Consider the following 16,990-nt stretch of genomic DNA (forward strand, 5'->3'; position numbering starts at 1 on the left):
GTTTCGGCCGCGCCGATAAATACCGTTTGGCTCGGGATCACGAGCGCGGCCGGCGCTGCCGGGGCGGCGTTCGACCGTCCGTCGCCGGCTCAGTCGTCGGCGGGCGAGGGCCCGGCAGCCGCGCCGGGAGTCGGCTCGCCGAGCATCTCCCGGAGGTCGGCCTCGGGCTCGCCGATCGGCTGCAGGCCGAACTCCTCGTGGAGCAACTCGACGTTCGACTCGGTGAGAAACTCCGGAACCGTCGGCCCCAGCCGGACGTCCTCGACGCCGAGGTGGAGCAAGCCCAGCAGGACGGCGATCGCCTTCTGCTCGAACCACGATAGCACCACCGACAGCGGGAGATCGTTGACGCCGCAGTCGAACGCCTCCGCGAGCGCACCTGCGATCTTCACCGTCGAGATCGAGTTGTTACACTGGCCGAGGTCGACGTAGCGGGGGATGTCCGTCCCGGGCACCGTCCCCATCTCGAGGTCGTTGAACCGGAACTTCCCACACGAGGTCGTCAGCACGACGCAGTCGTCGGGGATCTGCTTGACGAGTTCGCGGTAGTAGTCCCGTCCGGGCGTCGGGCCGTCACAGCCCGCGACGACGAAGAAACGCCGGAGCTTGCCCGACTCGACGGCGTCGACGATCTCGTCTAACTGGTCGAGGACGGGTTCGTGGTGGAACCCGGTCGTGACGGTCTCGTCGCTCTCCCAGTCGACCGCGGGCAGCGACGTGGCCGTCTCGATCACGGGTTCGAAGTCGTAGCCCTCGAGCGCCTCGACGTCCTCGAGACCGGTCAGCCCGGTCGTGAAGAACCGATCGCGGTACTCCTCTTTCGGCGGCTGGACGCAGTTGGTTGTGCCGACGATCGCGCCCGGGAACTCCTGGAAGAGGAGTCGCTGGTCGTGCCAGGCGCCGCCGACGTTGCCCTTCAGGTGGTCGAAGCGCGCGAGCTCGGGGTAGCCGTGGGCCGGCAGCATCTCCGAGTGCGTGTAGACGTTGATCGGCTCCTCGGCGGTCTGCTCGAGCAACTGCTTGAGCCCGTAGAGATCGTGGCCCGTCACGAGGATCGAGTGGCCCTCGACGGCGTTCTGGGGGACCTCCGTCGGCTCGGGCACCCCGAGTTCGGTCGTGTGTGCCTCGTCGAGCAGTTCCATCACGTCGACGGCCGCCTCCCCGGCCCGCATCGCCAGGTCGACGTGGTCGTCCCTGTCGAAGTTGACGTTGGTCAGCGTCGAGTACAGCGCCTCGTGGACGAGGGCGTCGACGTCGGGATCGCGATAGCCCATGTCGCGGGCGTGGGTCGCGTACGCCGAGATCCCCTTGAGTCCGTAGATAACGAGCTCCTGTAGCCCGTTGATATCGGGCTCCTTGCCGCAGACGCCGCGAACGGTACAGCCGCCCTCGGGCGTTTGCTCGCACTGGTTGCAGTCCATACTCGAGTCACGGGACGGCGACCACATAATGGCCGAGCGCGATTCCCGCGGGCTCGCAATACCCGCAAAACGGGTTCGGGGCACGCTTTATCACGGAGTCCGTGCGAGCCGTTCGTTCGCGAACGGCGTTTCGGCCCGCGCGACCGCGAGGCGATTTACGCGACGGGATCGGCTTCCGGCTCGAGGTCGGCCTCGTCCTCCCGGAGCTTGAACTTCTGGACCTTGCCGCTGGGGTTCTTGGGGAGCTCGTCGACGAAATAGTACGTTCGCGGACGCTTGAAGTCCGCGAGTCGGTCGCTCTCGCGGACGAACGCGTCCAGTTCCGTCGCGGGGACGGCGTCGGCGACGACGTAGGCGACGACCCGCTCGCCCCACTCGTCGTCCGGTTCGCCGACGACGGCCGCCTCCTCGACGCCGTCGTGAGCGAACAGGACGTCCTCGACCTCGGCCGGGTAGACGTTCTCGCCCCCGGAGACGATCATGTCGTCCTTCCGGTCGACGACGTAGAGGTAGCCGTCGTCGTCGAGGTAGCCCAGGTCCCCGGTGTAGTACCACGTCGCGCTATCGGCCTCGCGCAGCGATCGGGCAGTCGCCTCCGGACGGTTCCAGTACTCCCGCATCGCGCACGGACTCGCGATCAGGACTTCGCCGACCTCGCCGTCGTCGACCTCGCGGTCGGGGTCCGCGCCGGGGTCGACCACGCGCAGTTCGTGATTGAGCGCGGGGAGGCCGGCACACCCCTGCTTCGAGCGCTGGTCTTCCGGCGACTGGAAGACGCCGGCGGGACCGATCTCGGTCATTCCGTAGGCCTGAACGTAGTCGTCACAGAGGTGTTCCATGCAGTTGTCCAGCACCTGCTCGGGCATCGGGGCCGCACCGTAGAGGCCGATCCGAAGCGAGGAGACGTCGACGTCCGCCTCGGCGGCGGTCAGCGAGAGGCCGTTCCAGGCCGTCGGCGCGGCGAAGAGGGTCGTCACGCCGTGGGTTTCGATCGCCTCGAGGGCCGTCTCCGGCTCGAACTCGTGGTGAACGACGGTCGTCGCACCCCGGTGGATACGGGGGAAGAGACTACAGTGGAGCTCCGCGCAGTGGTACAGCGGCATCACCGACAGGCCGACGTCGTCGCGGGTGAGGTTCAGTTCGGCGATACACAGCAGGCTGTGCTCGACCATGCTCCGGTGTTCGTGGACGACCCCCTTCGGGCGGCCCGTCGTCCCCGACGTGTAGATGAACGCGTAGACGTCGTCCTCCGTGACGGTTACGTCGGGTCGCTCGCTCGAGCCCGACTCGAGCAGGTCGTAGAATCCCCCCGCGTACTCGGGAACGTCGTCGTCGACGGAGAGATAGTCGTCGACGGTCTCGAGGGCCGGGCGAGCGCCCGCGACCGCCTCCTCGGTCGCGGACTCGAATAGCACCAGTTTCGCGCCGGCGTCGTCGACGATGTACTCGATCTCGCCGGCCGGGAGCCGGAAGTTAAGCGGGGTGAAGACGGCCCCGATCTTCGCGCAGGCGTAGACCGTCAGCGCCATCTCCGAGCCGTTCCGGAGGACGGTCGCGACCCGATCCCCCTTCTCGATCCCGGCCTCGCGCAGGGCGTTCGCCAGCCGATTTACTCGCTCGTCGAACGCCGCGTAGGTCCAGCGCTGGTCCTTCCGCGGATAGACGATCGCGTCCCGATCGGGGTACCGGGCGACGGTCTGCTCGAGGGTGTCGCCGATAGTGGGGTGTTCGGACATACCACGGTAGGATATGACAGATCGCCATATAGGTGTTCGCGAGGGGAGCGGTCGACGGCACCGCGAACGCCCGCCGCGGTTCCCGGACTACAGGGGTCGCGCGACGATTCCGAGGTGGTCGGCGTGGTAGTCGTCGAGTCGCCGACTCTCGAGGAGTTCGTACTCCTCGGCCAGCTCCTCGCGGACGTCGGCGAAGACGGCCGCGGGCTCGCGGGTGACGTCCTCGCTTCTGGCCTTGACCGCGAGCAGCAGTCGGCCGTCGTCGGCGAGAAAGCGGCGGTTCTCGAGGGCGACCCGGGCCTGGCCCCGCGTCGCGACGTCCTGGACGAGGACGTTGACGTCGCGCTCGACGACGTGGGCGTAGGTCTCGGGCTTGCGGGCGTCCTTGAGCAGCGGGAAGAGGCGGGGTCGGGAGTCGGCGGCTTCGAGCAGGTCCCGGACGGGCCGGGCGGCGAACTCGACGGCGTAGGTCGGTCCCGCGACGTCGGCGACGTGGCTGACCGTCGTGCCGCTGGCGGCGCCGAGGTACAGCACCGTCTCGTCGTCGCCGCCCTCGAGCCCCGTCTCCATGCCGAGAGCGAGCATCGCGCCGAGTTTCGACCGGTTCGGGTTCCAGGCGCGCCACTCGCCGTCGGTCGGTTCGCCGTAGACGGGCTCGCCCCGCGTCGCGAGCCGTTCGTCGCCGTCGAACCGACGGCGCTCGACGCCCGCGGGAAGGTCGCTCACTCGCCGTCACCCCCGTTCCCGTCGTCCTCGCCGTCGGCGGTTCGAACCTGGATCGTCTCGATGCGCTCCTCGAGTTCGGCCTCGAGTTCGGGCTTGCGCTCGCCCGAGTAGTGATCGACGCGGGCCGCGATGGCCAGTTTGCCCGCGAGCGCCCGCGACGCGGACCCCCGCTCGTCGGGGTGGGTGCCCCGCACCGCGTCGTGGGTGTAGATGATCCCGTGTTTCGGGGAGGAGGCGTGGCCCCGAAGGTGGGCGAACAGCGCGTCCTCGGCGCCGAGCACCTGCACGGTTCCGCTGGGTTTCTTCGCCAGGTTCTCGAGCCCGCCGGCCAGCGAGATCAGCCGGGCCGCCAGCACGGGGCCGGCAAGCGCCGCGAGGTTCGGCGCGACGGTCGGCGTCTCGCGCTCGACGTACTCCCGCAGGGCCTCGGCCTCGTCGGCCAGCGCGTCGATCCGCTCGGCGAGCGAGCGGACGCGTGGGTGGTCGACGCGTCCCTCCTCTCCCGCGAGTTCGCGGGCGTAGTCGACGCCCGCGCCCGCGTCGGGGTCGATCGTCCCGGCCCACTCGGCGAGGCGTTCGGCGAGCTCGTTCGCGGTCCGCGTGCAGTCGTCCATCGTCCGCACCGCGTGGACGAGCTGTCGGTCGTCGGCCCGCTCGGCGCGCTCGACGGCCTCGCGGGTCGCCGCCGTCGTCGCCGCCTCGAGTCGGTCGTAGTACTCCTCGTCGTCGCTCGCGAAGCCCGCCTCGACGGCCCGCGCCGGCCAGTCGGCGGGCTCGGGGGCCGACCCGTCCGCGATCGAGGCGGCGAGCGCCTCGCCGTCCTCGGGGTCGAGCCCCGCGAACCAGCCCGCGTCCGCGGGCGAATCTGCTGTCATACCCGTTCCTTGGATCTCGGGGCCGTAAGTCGTTCCCGATCCGGCACCGTCCGTTCGTCGACGGCGTCGATCAGCGGTCCCGGTCGTCGATCCTGCCGATCGCGGTGTCGTCCCCCTCGTTTTTCTCCGGCAGGATGTCCCCGAGCGCGGCGCCGAACGCCCCCGCCGTCCAGATGACGGTGATCCGTCCGAACGCCTCCGCGGCCGTCGGCTCTCCCTCGAGGATCCGCCCCCACATGATCATCAGCCCCGTCGCCGTGAGCAGCGAGATTCCCAGAATACCGACCAGGCGACGGGGGACGAATCCGAACAGCGGGTCGGTTACGCCGAGGTCGCGGATGTCGGTCCAGTAGAGCAGCGCAGTCGTAAACAGCCCGATGAACAACACGTTCGAGAGCAGGAAGACCGGCACCCCCGCAACCGTGAACTCGACGAAGTGCTCGGCGATTTCGAAGACGCCGTCCTCGACGAGCAGGGGAAGCGAGAGGAGGATGCTGCCGACGAACGCCTCGGCCATGTCGCGGGTGGTGTAGCGCTTGATCCCGTTCTCGACCGCGTGGAGCCCCGGGACGTGGTGGGCGGTGCGGATCGCCCGTCGAACCTGCTCGCGCTCGGCCGGGTGGTCGACGAGCTCCTCGAGTTCTTCGAGCTCCTCGACGAGCCGCTCGAGATCGGCCTCGGACGACGAATCCGCGCGCACCGAGGGCTCCGAACCGGCGTGTGGCTCTCGCTCGCTCATTCGGGACGGATATCCGAGGGCGGGCGCAAAAGCGCGTCGACTCGAGGCGGACGCGACGACGGATCAGCCGCGTCAGACCCCGAAGGTCGCCCGGAGCATGTCGCGGGTGCCGGGCCCGAGCCCGACGGCGACGACGGCGACCAAAAGCAGGTACGCGAACCGCGGGCTCTCCTCGAAGATCTCCTCGTTGAAGAGCCAGATGATAAAGACGGGCGCGGCGAGTTTCAGGAGGGCGAAGGGCCACGCGCTGCCGATAACCGCGGCGCTCTCGGGGAGCAGCGCCGCGGTGTAGGTGACGATCGCCTCGTTGACTGGGTGTTTCGGCGTGTAGGTCATCCCCCAGAGGTGCGACCAGTCGAGCATCAGCTGGTTCGCGAAGCCGTCGACGGCGTGGGCCCAGATGATGATGATCCCCATGTACCCGGTGCCGCGGTTCAGCCCGGGCGCGAAGCGCTCGATCCCGAGCCAGACCGCCGCGGTCGAGACGGTCGCCGCCCCGAGCACGATCGTCGGGATCAGCGGACGGAACACGGCGTACTGCTCGGTCGCGGCGGTGTACCCCAGGAACGCGAGGGTCGCGGCGAGCGCGACCGCCCCGATGGCGACCAGCGGGTACTCGTAGCCCGAGACGTAGTCGTTGCGCTCGAGCCAGACCGCGGCGACGATCGCGCCGAACGCGACCAGGAAGACGGTGAAGTAGATCAGCGGGCTGATCAGGAACCCGATCCAGGGGAGCTCGAGGACGAGCTCGCCCGTCTCCCGGTAGGCCGCCACGCTGGTGTCCTCGACGACCCGCAGCGCGCCGCCGAACAGCATGAACGGGAACAGCGCGAAAAAGCCCGCCCGGTAGCGCTCGAGGTCCAGCCAGTCGATCAGGAAGTAGATCCCGACCAACAACAGCAGAAGCGTTGGAATGTAGCCCGCGTAGGAGACCGCCGTGTAGCCGGGCTCGGCGGTCGGCCCGGCGTCGAGGCCGACCTCGGTACAGGGCACCTGGGCGCCGTCGGCCCACGCGACGCAGCTCCAGCCGTGGGCGTCGGCGACGACCGGCCCCCAGTAGTACTGCCAGATGAGATCGACGTACACTCGCTGTGGAAACGCCGCCGCGAGGGCGACGACGGCAACAGCGAGCACGGTGACGGCCGCGGCCCAGATCCGAATGGCCCCGTACCGCTCGATGTACTCGTCCATAACCGATACCCGTTGGAGCGACCGCTTACCGTTTCCGGTTTTCACTCCGAGAAAACCGCCAGCCTACGCGTCGACACCCCGTGCGGCCTCGAGCAGTTCGTCGTGAACCGCGCCGTTCGAGGCGACGAGCCCCTCGCTGTCGTGGCGCCAGCGCTCGCCCTCGAGGTCGGTCACCGTCCCGCCGGCCTCCCGGATCGCGTGGACCCCGGCGACGGTGTCCCACGGGTTCGCCCGCAGGTTCGTGGTGATCCCCTCGAGCGCGCCCGAGGCGACCATCGCGAGCCCGAGTTGGGCGCAGCCGAACCGTCGCACGTCCCCGAAGCGGGCGCCGAGCTCGCGGTTCAGGGCGGCGAACTCGTCGCGTCGCTCGCGGTTCCACCAGAACGTCGGCGAGACGGTCGCGGCCTCGGGATCGACACAGTCGCTGACTGCGAGCCCCTCGTCGTTTCGGAACGCCCCGCCGGGACCGCTCCGGTACTCGTCCTCGAGGGCGGGGCAGACGATCGCGGCGCCGACGGGCTCGCCGTCGACGACCGCGGCGACGGCGGTGGCGAACGATCGGATCCCCCGAACGAAGTTGCTCGTCCCGTCGATGGGGTCGACGATCCAGGCCGGCCCCGACTCGGGAACCGCCTTCAGCGCGTCGTCCTCCTCGCCGACGACGGGATCGTCGGGGTAGGTCTCGCGGATCGCCTCGATCACCGCGACCTGGGCCTCGCGGTCGGCCCGCGTGACGACGTCGGTCTTCCCGTCTTTCGTCTCGACGTCCAGGGTCGTGCGAAACGCCTCGCCGGCGATCGCGGCGCCCGCTCGAGCCGCTCGCCCGGCGGTGTCGGCGCGTCGCTCGAGTTCGTTCGAGTCGCTCATGACACGGTGTCGGCGGGCCGGCGTCAAAAAGGGGTCGCGTTTCGGATCGGCGCGGAGCCGTCGCTTGCGGGTCGTCGGTCGCGAGAAGCTTTGCGAGGGCAAGAGGCTCGCTCTTGCCGCACTCTGGTGAGTGCGAGGGGAGGGAATCGAACCCACGAACGTCTACACGAGCGGATCTTGAGTCCGCCGCCGTTGACCGCTTGGCTACCCTCGCACGCGGTCGACGGTTCGGGGCTACCGTATGAATACTCTGCGGTTTCGGCTCCGTTCGAACCGCCGCTCGAGTCCCCCGCCGCCGGGAGTTCGAACGAACAAACCTATAACGGGACGGGGAAAGGGTCGGCTATGGGACGGTACGGCACTCGAGATTACGCCCTCATGGCCAAGTCGGGATTCCTGCTCGGCCTCGGGCTGCTCGTCCTGGGTGCGAGCGGCGAACTGCTCGGTCACGCGGTCTTCGGCGGGCTCCCAGCCTGGGAGGAGACGCTGTTCACCTACGCCGAGGGCCTCGGGTTCGTCGTCGGGTTCTTCTCGGTCTGGATCTTCGGCGTGTTCCTCCCGCTCATCGAGTGAGCGACGGGTTGTCACCCTCGGCCGCGTTCGGGTTCCGGCGCCGGGAGCTCGAGCCCCCGCCCTCTGGCCCGGGTCCGGGCTCGAGGAGGTGTCGCGCGTCGCAGTTGTGACAGGCGTAGCCGCCGTCGGCGTGTCCGAAGAGCCGGCCGCCACAGCGCAGGCAGCTTCCGTCGGGGTGTTTCATCGATCCGGGATCGCTTCCCGCCCGGAATAAGCGTTCTGGGCGCGCGTTCGCGCCCGGCGATCCGTCCGTCGCTCGAGCGATCGCCCGCGGCGACCGGGTTCGCGGCGATCGAAGCCGCGGGCGAAACGCACGGGACTCTCGAGCCCGAACGGGACGGCATGGTACCGTTCGCCGACTCGCTTCGAGCCGCCGTCCAGGAATGACCGACCACACGCGCGACTACTCCGTTGCGCCGCCGACCTCGGGCGAGCCGACGGGCTGGGATCCCGACCGCGGGGAGTCCAACGGCTGGGAACACGGCACGCTCCGACGGGCCGTCGTCCACGGCGTGCGGCTGTTCAACGACGGGGCGTTCCACGAGTCCCACGACTGCTTCGAACTCGAGTGGTACAACTACGGCCGCGGAACCACCGAGAGCGCCTTCCTCCACGGGATGGTCCAGGTCGCCGCTGGCGCCTCCAAGCGCGCGGACTTCGAGGACGACGGCGGGATGGAGAGCCTGTTTCGGACGGCCCTGCAGTACCTCGAGGGGATCCCCGACGACTACTACGGCGTCGACGTCCGCGAGGTCCGGGAGACCCTGCAAACGGCCCTCGAGGAGCCGACCGCGATCGACGAGTGGCAGATTCCGCTGGACGGCGAGCGACCGACCGCACGATCGGTCGATCGGGAGTTCGCGGCCTCGCTCGAGGAGGGTCCCTGATACGGGGTCGGTCGCCGGGCCGTTCCGCCCGCTATCGGACCGAATCGCATTTGAAGCCGAAGTTCCTACGGCTGGTAATGAAAGTTGCACAGCTCGGGACCGGAACGCCCGAGATAGCGGTCGTCGGAGGAATTCACGGCGACGAGCCCTGCGGGGTTCGCGCCGTCGAGCGGTTGCTCGACGAGAACCCGTCCGTCGAGCGTCCCGTCAAGCTCGTGGTCGCCAACGAGGAGGCCCTCGAGCGGCGGGTGCGGTTCGTCGACGAGGATCTCAACCGGGCGTTCCCGGGCGATCAGGACGCGAAGACCCACGAGGGCCGACTCGCCGACGAGCTCGTCGACGAGCTGTCGGGCTGTTTCACGTTCTCGATGCACTCGACGCAGAGCCACGCCGAGCCGTTCGCGATCGTCAACGAGATCAACGAGCGGGCGAAGTCGATCTGTCCGCAACTGCCCGTCCAGGCGATGGTCGAGACCAGCGAGTTCGCCGAGGGACGGCTGTTCTCCGAGATCAACACCGTCGAGGTCGAGTGCGGGCTGCAGGGTTCGGAGACGGCCGCCCAGAACGCCGACCGACTCGCGCGGGCGTTTCTGACCGCCGTCGGCGCCCTCCCCGGCGACACCGTCGGTCGCGACCTCCCGGTGTACCGGCTGGTCGATTCGATTCCCAAGGGCGAGGCCGACAGCTACGAGGTCTTCGTCGACAACTTCACCGAGATCGAGCCGGGCGATCCCTTCGCCGCCGCCGACGGCGACGTCCAGGTCGCCACCGAATCCTTCTATCCCGTCCTCATGTCCTCGTACGGCTACCGCGACGTCTTCGGCTACGCCGCCGAGAAGCTCGACGTGGTGGCGACCTCGAGCGCGGCCGACTGAAACGACTCCACGTTCGCAGTTCGGCCCCGCGGGTCCGGGGACGTAAGGTCTATCCGACTCACGACCGTACCCCGGGTATGGACTTCCCACCGAACCAGGGGCTCGACCAGGACGAAGTCGACGAGCAGGTCGCCGAGACGATCGCGGACAACGAGGTCGTCCTCTTCATGAAGGGGACCCAGTTGATGCCCCAGTGTGGCTACTCGCGGCGCGCGCTCGGGCTGATCGACCAGTACCGCGACGAGTACGAGACCGTCGACGTCCTCGACTCGCTCGACGAGTTCCGCGCGGCCCTCGAGGACCGCAGCGGCTGGGAGACGATCCCGCAGACGTACGTCGACGGCGAGTTCGTCGGCGGATCTGACATCCTCGCGGAACTCGAGGAGCGGGGCGAACTCGAGGAAACCCTCGCGGCGGAATAACTCGCGGCGTGGCCGCTTTGAATTCATTCGTCCGCTTCAGAACTGAATTTAATAGCAGGTCATATAAGCCACGCGACCGTATTATAAGCCAACGACCGCTCCACACCTTCCCACTATGTCCACAGAGGAATCCAGACACGTTTATCGGCTCCACTCGACCCTCGAACTGCCCCTCGAAGATCTCCACGACCACATCGACGAGGCGACGTTTCCCGACGGCGTCTCGGACGTCGAGATCACGCGACGAAACAACACGCTGATCCTGAAGGCCGTCGCCAAGGACGAATCGGTAAGCAAGTACACCCCGACGGCCCAGCTCAAGGCCAGCGTCACCGAGAACCGAGTCTACGAGGAAGACCCCGACGAGCGCCACAACTCGTTTCGCTGGGACGAGGACGAGGAGGAGGAGATCGAGTCCGAGCTCGTCGAGTACGCCGCGTTCAAGGGCGACCGCGAGACCGTCCTCCAGAACTCGCTGCTGCAGTACGAGATGTTCCTCGTCCTCTGTGACATCGCCGAGGCCGCCGAGAAGGGCACCCTGACCGCGATCGCCGAGTTCGACGGCGAGCTCGAGGCGACCCGGATCGTCGAGGGCGAGCCCCGACCCGCCGACATCGAGGTCGTCGAGGGGCCCCGGGACCACAGCTCGAGCCAGGGCGGGGTCAACTGGCGGGACAACAAGTTCATCAGCGACTGACGATTCTCGACGCGGGAGTGCTTCGAAATCCGACCGACGGTAGCGCTATTCCGTCCCCTCGTATCCGGAGTATGCACGATCCGACCAGCTACAGGCTCGTCGGACGGATCGCGCTCGCGGCGCTCGTCTCGGTCGTCCCTGCGCCGCTCTTTCTCGGCCCGGCTCGGGGCCTCGAGCGGCTGCGCGACGACGCCCTGCTGCTCGAGTTGGGTCGTCGGGACGGCGTCGACGTCTCGCCGAACGGCGACGCACTCGAGTCGACCACGGCGTCTACGGCGGCGGCGCGTTCGCGCTGGCCGGCGTCGGACCCGTTCTTCCGATCCTCGTCCGGAGTCACGGTCACAACGCCCTGTTCGCGCGGTGATATCCCTTCGGGACCGAGAACGCGGGTCGGTCTAACGACGGCCGACCCGGAACTCGAGCGAGATCGAGTTCCAGCTTCCGACCGAGGTCGGTGCCGCCCTCGAGGACGAGCCGCATCGTTCCGTCGTCGACCGTGGTTACCGCGTCGCCCTCGAGTCCTCGCGGCGCCGGGGAAAGAGGAGTCGCGGGAGCGTTCCGAGCGAGAGGAAGCCGAACTGCGAGAGGAAGCCGATCGCGACCAGCGCCAGAAACGTCGGCGATCCGACGTCGAACAGCAGCGGCTCGAGGGTCAGCGACTCGCGGGCGGCGAGGAGTCCCTCGGGGGTCAGCGCCCGGGAGGCGAGGGCGGCGCCGACGACCGCCGTGATCGCCGCGATCACCCACCGCGTGAGTACCAGCGCGAGGACGGCGGCGACGAGGCCGACGGCGACCGCGCCGCCCCACTCCGGGAGCCACCCTGCCGCGGCGGAACTCGAGGAGAGCGCGGCCAGCGCGAGCGGGGCCCCGACGGCGAACCCCAGCAGCGAGACGGCAACCGACACCAGCAGGTAGCTTCCGAGGCCGCCGACGACCGCGCCGACGGCGGCGGCGACGCCCGGGCCGACCGCCTCGAGGCCGAGTGCGGGGCCGACCAGGGAGCCCGCGCCGGCGCCCGCGGCGAGGCCGACGGCGACGATTCCGTACACCGAGAGGGCGGTACCCGAGAGCAGGAGGGCGACTCCGGCGAGGACGAACGCGGCGGCGACCCCGTCGATCATGGCGAGTATTCCCGCGCCCGAGTACATAAACGATGTGTTCACTCGCCGCGCGCGACGGGTCGGCCTCCGGAGTTCCGTCAGAGGTTTCCGGTCCCGCAAACGGTTTAACTCTCCTAATTATATCTAATTACAGTACGATGACCGAGAACTTCCCCGACTACGTCGACGTGAACTACGACGACGGCGAAGGTGAGGACCCCGAGGACTACCCGCACATCAACGACAAGATCGAGAAGGCGATCGAGGTCACCCGCCAGGGTCTCGAGCAGTACGAGAACCCGGCGGTCATGTGGACCGGCGGCAAGGACTCGACGCTCGTGTTGTACTTCGTCAAGGAGGTCGCCGAGCGCTACGACCTGGAGATCCCGCCGGCGATCTTCATCGACCACTACCAGCACTTCGACGCGATCCACGACTTCGTCGACGACTGGGCCGAGAAGTGGGACTTGGAGGTCATCTACGCGCGCAACGAGGACGTCGGCGAGTACGTCGAGGAAAACGACCTCGAGCCCGGCGACGATATCGAGATCGGCGATCTGAACGAGCAGAACCAGCGCCACGTCCGGGAGCTGCTCGAGTACGAGGAGGACACGTTCCCGTTCCTGCTCGACACCTACGTCGGCAACCACCTGCTGAAGACGGTCGCGCTGAACAACGCCCTGGAGGCCCACGACGTCGACGGCATCCTTTCGGGCGTCCGCTGGGACGAACAGGAGGCCCGCGCCGACGAAACGTTCTTCTCGCCGCGCCACGACCCCGACATCTACCCGCCTCACGACCGCGTCCAGCCCATCCTGCAGTTCGACGAGGCCGCCGTCTGGGAGGCGTTCTGGAACTTCGTCGTGCCCGACACCGTCGACGAGTTCCCGGACGAGGGCTACGTTCCCGAGGGGAAAGACGACCTGCCGAACGACCTCGAGCCCGCCGACACCCCCGTCTCGCCGAAGTACTGGGAAGGGTTCCGGTCGCTGGGCAGCGAGATCAGCACCGAGAAGACCGAGGACGACCCCGCCTGGCTCCAGGACCTCGAGGGAACGACCGAGCGCGCGGGCCGCGCCCAGGACAAGGAGGACCTGATGGAGCGCCTGCGCGATCTGGGCTACATGTAGGCGCGTTCGCGGCCGAGTAGCGCCTCGAAACCGGATCTTTCCTTTCGGTGCGACGGTCGACAGCGGTGCGTTTCATGCGGCTCCGTGGCGTGTGCAGTTCGATGAGCGACGATCACTCGAGAGCCGTCGACGACGCGAACCGGTCCCGACCCGCGACCGAGGACAGCTACGGGATTCCCGACGACGAAAATGGGCTGCTCCCCTGGGGGTTCGTCGGCGAGATGCTGGCCGGGGACCGATCCTACTGGACCACGACCGTTCGCCCGGACGGGTTTCCACACGTCCGTCCGACCTGGGGCGTCTGGGTCGACGGCGCCTTCCACTGCGGCGGCGGGGAGGGGACGCGGTGGGTGCGAAACCTCGAGCGGAACGACGCCATCGTCGTCCACCGGGAGGACGCCGAGGAGGTGGTCATCCTCGAGGGCCGGGCCGAACGACTCGACGAGGAGACGGCCGGCGCCGAACTCCTCGAGCGACTCGAGGCGGCCTACGAGGAGAAGTACGACGTTCGGCACGGAACGCCGTTCTTCCGGGTCCGTCCGGACGTCGCGTTCGCGTGGTCCGAGTTCCCGACCGATGCGACTCGCTGGACGTTCACCGACGGACGATAGAAGAGCGGCTCGGGCTCGAGGGTGCCGGCTACTTTATCGCCCGGTACTGGCCGTGTTTGATCCCGATCAGCAGCATGATCCCTCCGAAGATCACCATCGCGGGGACCACCATCATCAGGACGTTCTCGGTCGCCATCATTCCCGAGGCGATCATCCCGACCGTCCCGAGCGCGATCAGTGCGATGAATGTGGCCGCCGTGGTCGGCAGGTCGAACTCCATACGTAATCGTGGGACGGCGAACCTCCAAAGGGTATCGGAAACCGGCAGTACGCTCGACCTGGCGCTCGAGGAAAGCCGAACGGGTTCGGAGTCAGTGGCGGTCGACCGAGAGCTACGCCTCGGGATCCGGTTCCAGCCCGTGCGCCGCTTCGACGAGTTCCCGTAGACGTCCGACGAACCGGGCGGCGGGCGCGCCGTCGACGACGTCGTGATCGACCGTCACCGTGAGGCTGAGGTACTCTCGAGGCACGACCTCCCCGTCGAGGACTCCCGGTTTTCGATCGATCCCGCCGACGGTAAGCTGGAGCGCGTAGTTCGTCGGACTGATTCCCCAGCCGCCGCCGGTACCGAACATGCCGATCGAAGTCACTGCGACGGTGCCGGCGACGCGCTTCCAGCGTCGGGGAAAGGTCCGGGGTAGCCGCCAGAACAGTCGTCGGACGGGGCCTGGGAGTCGCAGTCCCACGGCCGACAGCCCGCGCTGTCGTCCCGCGTTCGGATCCGTCTGAGCCGCTCGGATCTCCTCGTGGATCGACTCGAGCGAGCGCCGGTTCGCCGCCCTGAGGACGTGCGGGACGCCGATCCGTTCGCCGTCGATTTCCCGCTCGATCAGGACGTTCACGTCGACGTCCTCGAACCGGACGAGCCGCCCCCGCCAGTCGCGGTACGTCTGGACGCAGGGATGGTCGTCGATCGCCCGGGCCAGACACGAGATCAAAAACGCGGTGAACGAGTATTTCGTTCCCGTTCGCTCCTCGAGTTCGCGAATGCGCCGTCGGGCCTCGGTCACGTCGAGTTCGACGAGCCCGTGGACGACGCTCCGTCGGCCGGCGGTTCGCATGTAGTCGACGGTGCCGCGTCGCCCCGGCGGGAAGGGTTCGATCGTTTCGCCGCTTTCGGTCATACCCGTGGGACAACGAGGAGGAGCATACCGCTTGCCCGCGGTCCCGACTCAGCCCGACGGACGCACGAGAGTTGCCAGTCCGATCGCCAGCCCGAACAGCCACCCCAGCGGGAACGCGATCGCGATCCACATCGCCGCGTAGGCCGCGCCCGCGAGTTCGAAGTTCGCCCGGAGCAGTTCGTTGATCCCGCCGACGGCCAGCGGCCCCTCGATTACCCCTCCGTGTGCGGGTTGCCATACGCCTGCGACGGCTCGAAAAGCGGTACGATTTCTTGCTATTCAGGAGTTTGAAACTGTCGGAACGGACTCGCTCGAGTCAGTTCCAGGGGGCGAAGTCGGGATCGACCTCGCGGCTGACGTCGTCGATGTTGTCGATCGTGTCGACGTCCGAGCGGTCGAGTTCGACCATTAGCGACTCCCAGTTGTCCTCGATGTGGTCCTCCCCGGTCGCTTTCGGGATCGCGACGACGCCCTTCTCGCGCAGCCAGGCGAGGCTGACCTGGGCCTCGCTGACGCCGTGTCGGGCCGCGACGTTCTGGATCCCCTCGTGGTTGAACACCTGGCCGCGGGCCAGCGGCGAGTAGGCGACGACGTCGACGTCGTAGTTCTCGCAGGTCTCGCGCAGCTCCGGCTGCTGGAGCAGCGGGTGGAGTTCGACCTGGTTGGCCGCGATCGGGGCGTCGCAGACGTCGATCGCCGTCTCGAGGTCCTCGGGCATGAAGTTGCTGACGCCGACGTTCTCGATCAGTCCCTCGTCGTACAGCTCCGAGAGCGCGCCCAGGGTCTCCTCGGGGTCGTACTCCCCGGCGGGCCAGTGGACGTACAGCATGTCGAGGTAGTCGACGCCGAGACGGTCCATGCTCTCGCGAGCCGTCTCCGCGACGTCGTCGGCGCCCAGGTTGTCGATCCAGAGTTTCGTCGCGAGGAAGAGCTCCTCCCGGTCGACGTCGGCGCTGGCGATCCCCTCGCCGACGGCGTCCTCGTTGTCGTATGCCTGTGCGGTGTCGACGTGCCGGTACCCCGTCTCGAGGGCGGTTCGGACGCTCTCGGCACAGGCCTCGGGGTCCTCGTTCTGCCAGGTACCCAGTCCCAGCATCGGGATTCCCTTCGACGTTCGCGAACAGAAGTCTGCGGCGATTTCGTCTGCCATACCCGGAGGTTACGCCAGGAGCCGAAAAGGGGTTGGGATTGCGTGAGCAAGAGTGCCGCCCTCGGGTGCCAACGGCCCTCACATCCGGGGTTCGACGTCCTCGCTACTGGTACATCCGCAGCGGCTGGGCCTGGCTGCTCTCCTCCTGGCTCATCTCCTGCATCTGGCGGGCGAACTGCTCGCGTTTCTCCCGGATCTCCTCGGCCCGATCGACCAGCTCTCCGACGTCGATCGAGACGTCCGCGATCGGCGCGACGCCGTCCTCGAGGAGGACGCTCGCGGCCTCGGGATCGGGAAACTGCGGACTCGAGTCGACGATCAGGCCGAGGCTGTCGCCGCCGTCCTGTGCGGCGCGGTTGAGCAGGGCGCCCGTCGGGCCGCTGACGACGCCGTCCTCCGGCGGGGCGTCGATGCCGTGGTCCTCGAGGGTCTCGAGTTCGTCGCCGGTGGCAATCCCGTACAGCGAGGGTCGCTCCTCGCGCTCGGCGGGCAGCCCGCTGAGGTAGATCGGGCGGGCCTCCCGCTTTCCGATCCACTTCGAGACGCAGTTCGTGACCGAGTCGACGGCGGCGGACGCGATCGGCGCGTCGCTCTGGAGCGCGAGCAGATTGTCGTCCTCGCTGGCGTAGATCCGAACCGGGGGTCGCGCTCGCCCCTCGCCGCCCTGATAGGTCACCACGCGAGGGAGCCCCTCGCAGTCCAGGCTCGCGTAGTACTCCATCTCGAGCTCGCTGATCAGGTGGTCGGTCGCGATCTTGCCGACGAGCCCGACGCCGGGAAACCCCTCGACGAGCGTCGGATCCTCGAGCGATACCTCCGGACCCTGTCGCTGAATCCCTGCCATGTGCTATCGGTCGTCGGTGACC

General features: G+C 68.2%; 21 protein-coding genes and 1 tRNA gene. 7 read left to right on the top strand and 15 right to left on the bottom strand.

Translation table 11 applies throughout. The features are described 5' to 3' along the window. Positions 1–89: 89 nt before the first annotated feature. From hcp to C492_RS00770, 8 genes are all read right to left on the bottom strand, one after another. Complete coding sequence (gene hcp / locus C492_RS00735; protein WP_008419602.1) at positions 90–1,421, bottom strand: hydroxylamine reductase; 1,332 nt, start codon at positions 1,419–1,421, stop codon at positions 90–92. Positions 1,422–1,576: 155 nt separating this feature from the next. Further along, on the bottom strand, positions 1,577–3,157 hold the full coding sequence (locus C492_RS00740) for a long-chain-fatty-acid--CoA ligase (RefSeq protein WP_008419604.1): 1,581 nt from the start codon (positions 3,155–3,157) through the stop codon (positions 1,577–1,579). Positions 3,158–3,244: 87 nt separating this feature from the next. Further along, positions 3,245–3,883, bottom strand: coding sequence for a fibrillarin-like rRNA/tRNA 2'-O-methyltransferase (locus tag C492_RS00745; protein ID WP_008419606.1), 639 nt, complete (start codon positions 3,881–3,883; stop codon positions 3,245–3,247). Beyond that, positions 3,880–4,758: an NOP5/NOP56 family protein gene (locus tag C492_RS00750; RefSeq protein WP_008419609.1), complete on the bottom strand. Its 879-nt coding sequence runs from the start codon at positions 4,756–4,758 to the stop codon at positions 3,880–3,882. Before C492_RS00750 ends, C492_RS00745 begins: the two co-directional genes overlap by 4 nt. Before the next feature lie 70 nt (positions 4,759–4,828). Further along, positions 4,829–5,497, bottom strand: coding sequence for a hypothetical protein (locus C492_RS00755; protein WP_008419611.1), 669 nt, complete (start codon positions 5,495–5,497; stop codon positions 4,829–4,831). Positions 5,498–5,569: 72 nt separating this feature from the next. Next, positions 5,570–6,688: a DUF63 family protein gene (locus C492_RS00760; protein WP_008419612.1), complete on the bottom strand. Its 1,119-nt coding sequence runs from the start codon at positions 6,686–6,688 to the stop codon at positions 5,570–5,572. A 63-nt stretch (positions 6,689–6,751) separates the two neighbouring features. Next, positions 6,752–7,555 carry an inositol monophosphatase family protein gene (locus C492_RS00765; RefSeq protein WP_008419614.1) on the bottom strand — a complete coding sequence of 268 codons (804 nt, stop codon included), beginning with the start codon at positions 7,553–7,555 and terminating at the stop codon, positions 6,752–6,754. Positions 7,556–7,686: 131 nt separating this feature from the next. Further along, positions 7,687–7,769, bottom strand: a tRNA-Leu gene (locus tag C492_RS00770). A gap of 131 nt (positions 7,770–7,900) precedes the next feature. Here C492_RS00770 and C492_RS00775 point away from each other — a divergent pair. Next, positions 7,901–8,128 carry a DUF7860 family protein gene (locus C492_RS00775; protein ID WP_049892567.1) on the top strand — a complete coding sequence of 76 codons (228 nt, stop codon included), beginning with the start codon at positions 7,901–7,903 and terminating at the stop codon, positions 8,126–8,128. Here C492_RS00775 and C492_RS00780 read toward each other — a convergent pair. Further along, positions 8,118–8,312 carry a hypothetical protein gene (locus C492_RS00780; protein WP_008419618.1) on the bottom strand — a complete coding sequence of 65 codons (195 nt, stop codon included), beginning with the start codon at positions 8,310–8,312 and terminating at the stop codon, positions 8,118–8,120. The genes C492_RS00775 and C492_RS00780 overlap by 11 nt on opposite strands. A 199-nt stretch (positions 8,313–8,511) precedes the next feature. Between C492_RS00780 and C492_RS00785 the strand changes: the two genes are divergently transcribed. The 4 genes from C492_RS00785 to C492_RS00800 all read left to right on the top strand — a co-directional run bounded on the left by C492_RS00785 (position 8,512) and on the right by C492_RS00800 (position 11,009). Continuing rightward, the gene (locus C492_RS00785; RefSeq protein WP_008419620.1) at positions 8,512–9,015 is read left to right on the top strand and encodes a DUF309 domain-containing protein; all 504 of its coding nucleotides are present in this window, start codon (positions 8,512–8,514) and stop codon (positions 9,013–9,015) included. A 77-nt stretch (positions 9,016–9,092) separates the two neighbouring features. Beyond that, the gene (locus C492_RS00790) at positions 9,093–9,890 is read left to right on the top strand and encodes a M14 family metallopeptidase (protein ID WP_008419622.1); all 798 of its coding nucleotides are present in this window, start codon (positions 9,093–9,095) and stop codon (positions 9,888–9,890) included. A 77-nt stretch (positions 9,891–9,967) separates the two neighbouring features. Further along, positions 9,968–10,312, top strand: coding sequence for a glutaredoxin family protein (locus tag C492_RS00795; protein ID WP_008419624.1), 345 nt, complete (start codon positions 9,968–9,970; stop codon positions 10,310–10,312). 115 nt (positions 10,313–10,427) lie between these two features. Then, a complete protein-coding gene (locus C492_RS00800) occupies positions 10,428–11,009 on the top strand; it encodes a DUF7110 family protein (protein WP_008419626.1) in 582 nt (193 codons plus the stop codon). Positions 11,010–11,097: 88 nt separating this feature from the next. Here the strand turns inward: C492_RS00800 and C492_RS24070 are convergent, their stop codons facing one another. Both C492_RS24070 and C492_RS00810 read right to left on the bottom strand, forming a co-directional pair. Beyond that, entirely contained in the window at positions 11,098–11,346 is a 249-nt protein-coding gene (locus C492_RS24070) for a hypothetical protein (RefSeq protein WP_049892568.1), read from the bottom strand. A 163-nt stretch (positions 11,347–11,509) separates the two neighbouring features. After that, complete coding sequence (locus C492_RS00810) at positions 11,510–12,130, bottom strand: phosphate ABC transporter permease (protein WP_152424777.1); 621 nt, start codon at positions 12,128–12,130, stop codon at positions 11,510–11,512. 137 nt (positions 12,131–12,267) lie between these two features. Between C492_RS00810 and C492_RS00815 the strand changes: the two genes are divergently transcribed. Together C492_RS00815 and C492_RS00820 are read left to right on the top strand one after the other, a co-directional pair. Then, positions 12,268–13,239, top strand: coding sequence for a phosphoadenosine phosphosulfate reductase family protein (locus C492_RS00815; protein ID WP_008419631.1), 972 nt, complete (start codon positions 12,268–12,270; stop codon positions 13,237–13,239). Positions 13,240–13,340: 101 nt separating this feature from the next. Then, a complete protein-coding gene (locus C492_RS00820; protein ID WP_049892569.1) occupies positions 13,341–13,850 on the top strand; it encodes a pyridoxamine 5'-phosphate oxidase family protein in 510 nt (169 codons plus the stop codon). Between the two features lie 28 nt (positions 13,851–13,878). On the opposite strand, the gene C492_RS00825 is transcribed toward C492_RS00820, so the two are convergent. The 4 genes from C492_RS00825 to C492_RS00840 all read right to left on the bottom strand — a co-directional run bounded on the left by C492_RS00825 (position 13,879) and on the right by C492_RS00840 (position 16,968). Next, complete coding sequence (locus C492_RS00825) at positions 13,879–14,070, bottom strand: DUF7333 family protein (protein WP_008419635.1); 192 nt, start codon at positions 14,068–14,070, stop codon at positions 13,879–13,881. A gap of 112 nt (positions 14,071–14,182) precedes the next feature. After that, positions 14,183–14,974 (bottom strand): 2-oxo acid dehydrogenase subunit E2, encoded by a 792-nt coding sequence (locus tag C492_RS00830; RefSeq protein WP_008419637.1) that lies wholly within the window; start codon positions 14,972–14,974, stop codon positions 14,183–14,185. 316 nt (positions 14,975–15,290) lie between these two features. Continuing rightward, complete coding sequence (locus C492_RS00835; protein WP_008419639.1) at positions 15,291–16,124, bottom strand: aldo/keto reductase; 834 nt, start codon at positions 16,122–16,124, stop codon at positions 15,291–15,293. Between the two features lie 103 nt (positions 16,125–16,227). Beyond that, the gene (locus tag C492_RS00840) at positions 16,228–16,968 is read right to left on the bottom strand and encodes a proteasome assembly chaperone family protein (protein WP_008419641.1); all 741 of its coding nucleotides are present in this window, start codon (positions 16,966–16,968) and stop codon (positions 16,228–16,230) included. Positions 16,969–16,990 lie beyond the last annotated feature (22 nt).

It is taken from the genome of Natronococcus jeotgali DSM 18795, assembly GCF_000337695.1.
Taxonomy (GTDB): Archaea; Halobacteriota; Halobacteria; order Halobacteriales; family Natrialbaceae; genus Natronococcus; species Natronococcus jeotgali.

What these genes read in the sequence shown, in the direction of transcription:
- hcp (WP_008419602.1), bottom strand. Translation starts at nt 1,421, where the DNA reads ATGGACTGCAACCAGTGCGAGCAAACGCCCGAGGGCGGCTGTACCGTT.
- C492_RS00740 (WP_008419604.1), bottom strand. Translation starts at nt 3,157, where the DNA reads ATGTCCGAACACCCCACTATCGGCGACACCCTCGAGCAGACCGTCGCC.
- C492_RS00750 (WP_008419609.1), bottom strand. Translation starts at nt 4,758, where the DNA reads ATGACAGCAGATTCGCCCGCGGACGCGGGCTGGTTCGCGGGGCTCGAC.
- C492_RS00755 (WP_008419611.1), bottom strand. Translation starts at nt 5,497, where the DNA reads ATGAGCGAGCGAGAGCCACACGCCGGTTCGGAGCCCTCGGTGCGCGCG.
- C492_RS00760 (WP_008419612.1), bottom strand. Translation starts at nt 6,688, where the DNA reads ATGGACGAGTACATCGAGCGGTACGGGGCCATTCGGATCTGGGCCGCG.
- C492_RS00765 (WP_008419614.1), bottom strand. Translation starts at nt 7,555, where the DNA reads ATGAGCGACTCGAACGAACTCGAGCGACGCGCCGACACCGCCGGGCGA.
- C492_RS00775 (WP_049892567.1), top strand. Translation starts at nt 7,901, where the DNA reads ATGGGACGGTACGGCACTCGAGATTACGCCCTCATGGCCAAGTCGGGA.
- C492_RS00780 (WP_008419618.1), bottom strand. Translation starts at nt 8,312, where the DNA reads ATGAAACACCCCGACGGAAGCTGCCTGCGCTGTGGCGGCCGGCTCTTC.
- C492_RS00785 (WP_008419620.1), top strand. Translation starts at nt 8,512, where the DNA reads ATGACCGACCACACGCGCGACTACTCCGTTGCGCCGCCGACCTCGGGC.
- C492_RS00790 (WP_008419622.1), top strand. Translation starts at nt 9,093, where the DNA reads ATGAAAGTTGCACAGCTCGGGACCGGAACGCCCGAGATAGCGGTCGTC.
- C492_RS00795 (WP_008419624.1), top strand. Translation starts at nt 9,968, where the DNA reads ATGGACTTCCCACCGAACCAGGGGCTCGACCAGGACGAAGTCGACGAG.
- C492_RS00800 (WP_008419626.1), top strand. Translation starts at nt 10,428, where the DNA reads ATGTCCACAGAGGAATCCAGACACGTTTATCGGCTCCACTCGACCCTC.
- C492_RS00810 (WP_152424777.1), bottom strand. Translation starts at nt 12,130, where the DNA reads ATGATCGACGGGGTCGCCGCCGCGTTCGTCCTCGCCGGAGTCGCCCTC.
- C492_RS00815 (WP_008419631.1), top strand. Translation starts at nt 12,268, where the DNA reads ATGACCGAGAACTTCCCCGACTACGTCGACGTGAACTACGACGACGGC.
- C492_RS00820 (WP_049892569.1), top strand. Translation starts at nt 13,341, where the DNA reads ATGAGCGACGATCACTCGAGAGCCGTCGACGACGCGAACCGGTCCCGA.
- C492_RS00825 (WP_008419635.1), bottom strand. Translation starts at nt 14,070, where the DNA reads ATGGAGTTCGACCTGCCGACCACGGCGGCCACATTCATCGCACTGATC.
- C492_RS00830 (WP_008419637.1), bottom strand. Translation starts at nt 14,974, where the DNA reads ATGACCGAAAGCGGCGAAACGATCGAACCCTTCCCGCCGGGGCGACGC.
- C492_RS00835 (WP_008419639.1), bottom strand. Translation starts at nt 16,124, where the DNA reads ATGGCAGACGAAATCGCCGCAGACTTCTGTTCGCGAACGTCGAAGGGA.
- C492_RS00840 (WP_008419641.1), bottom strand. Translation starts at nt 16,968, where the DNA reads ATGGCAGGGATTCAGCGACAGGGTCCGGAGGTATCGCTCGAGGATCCG.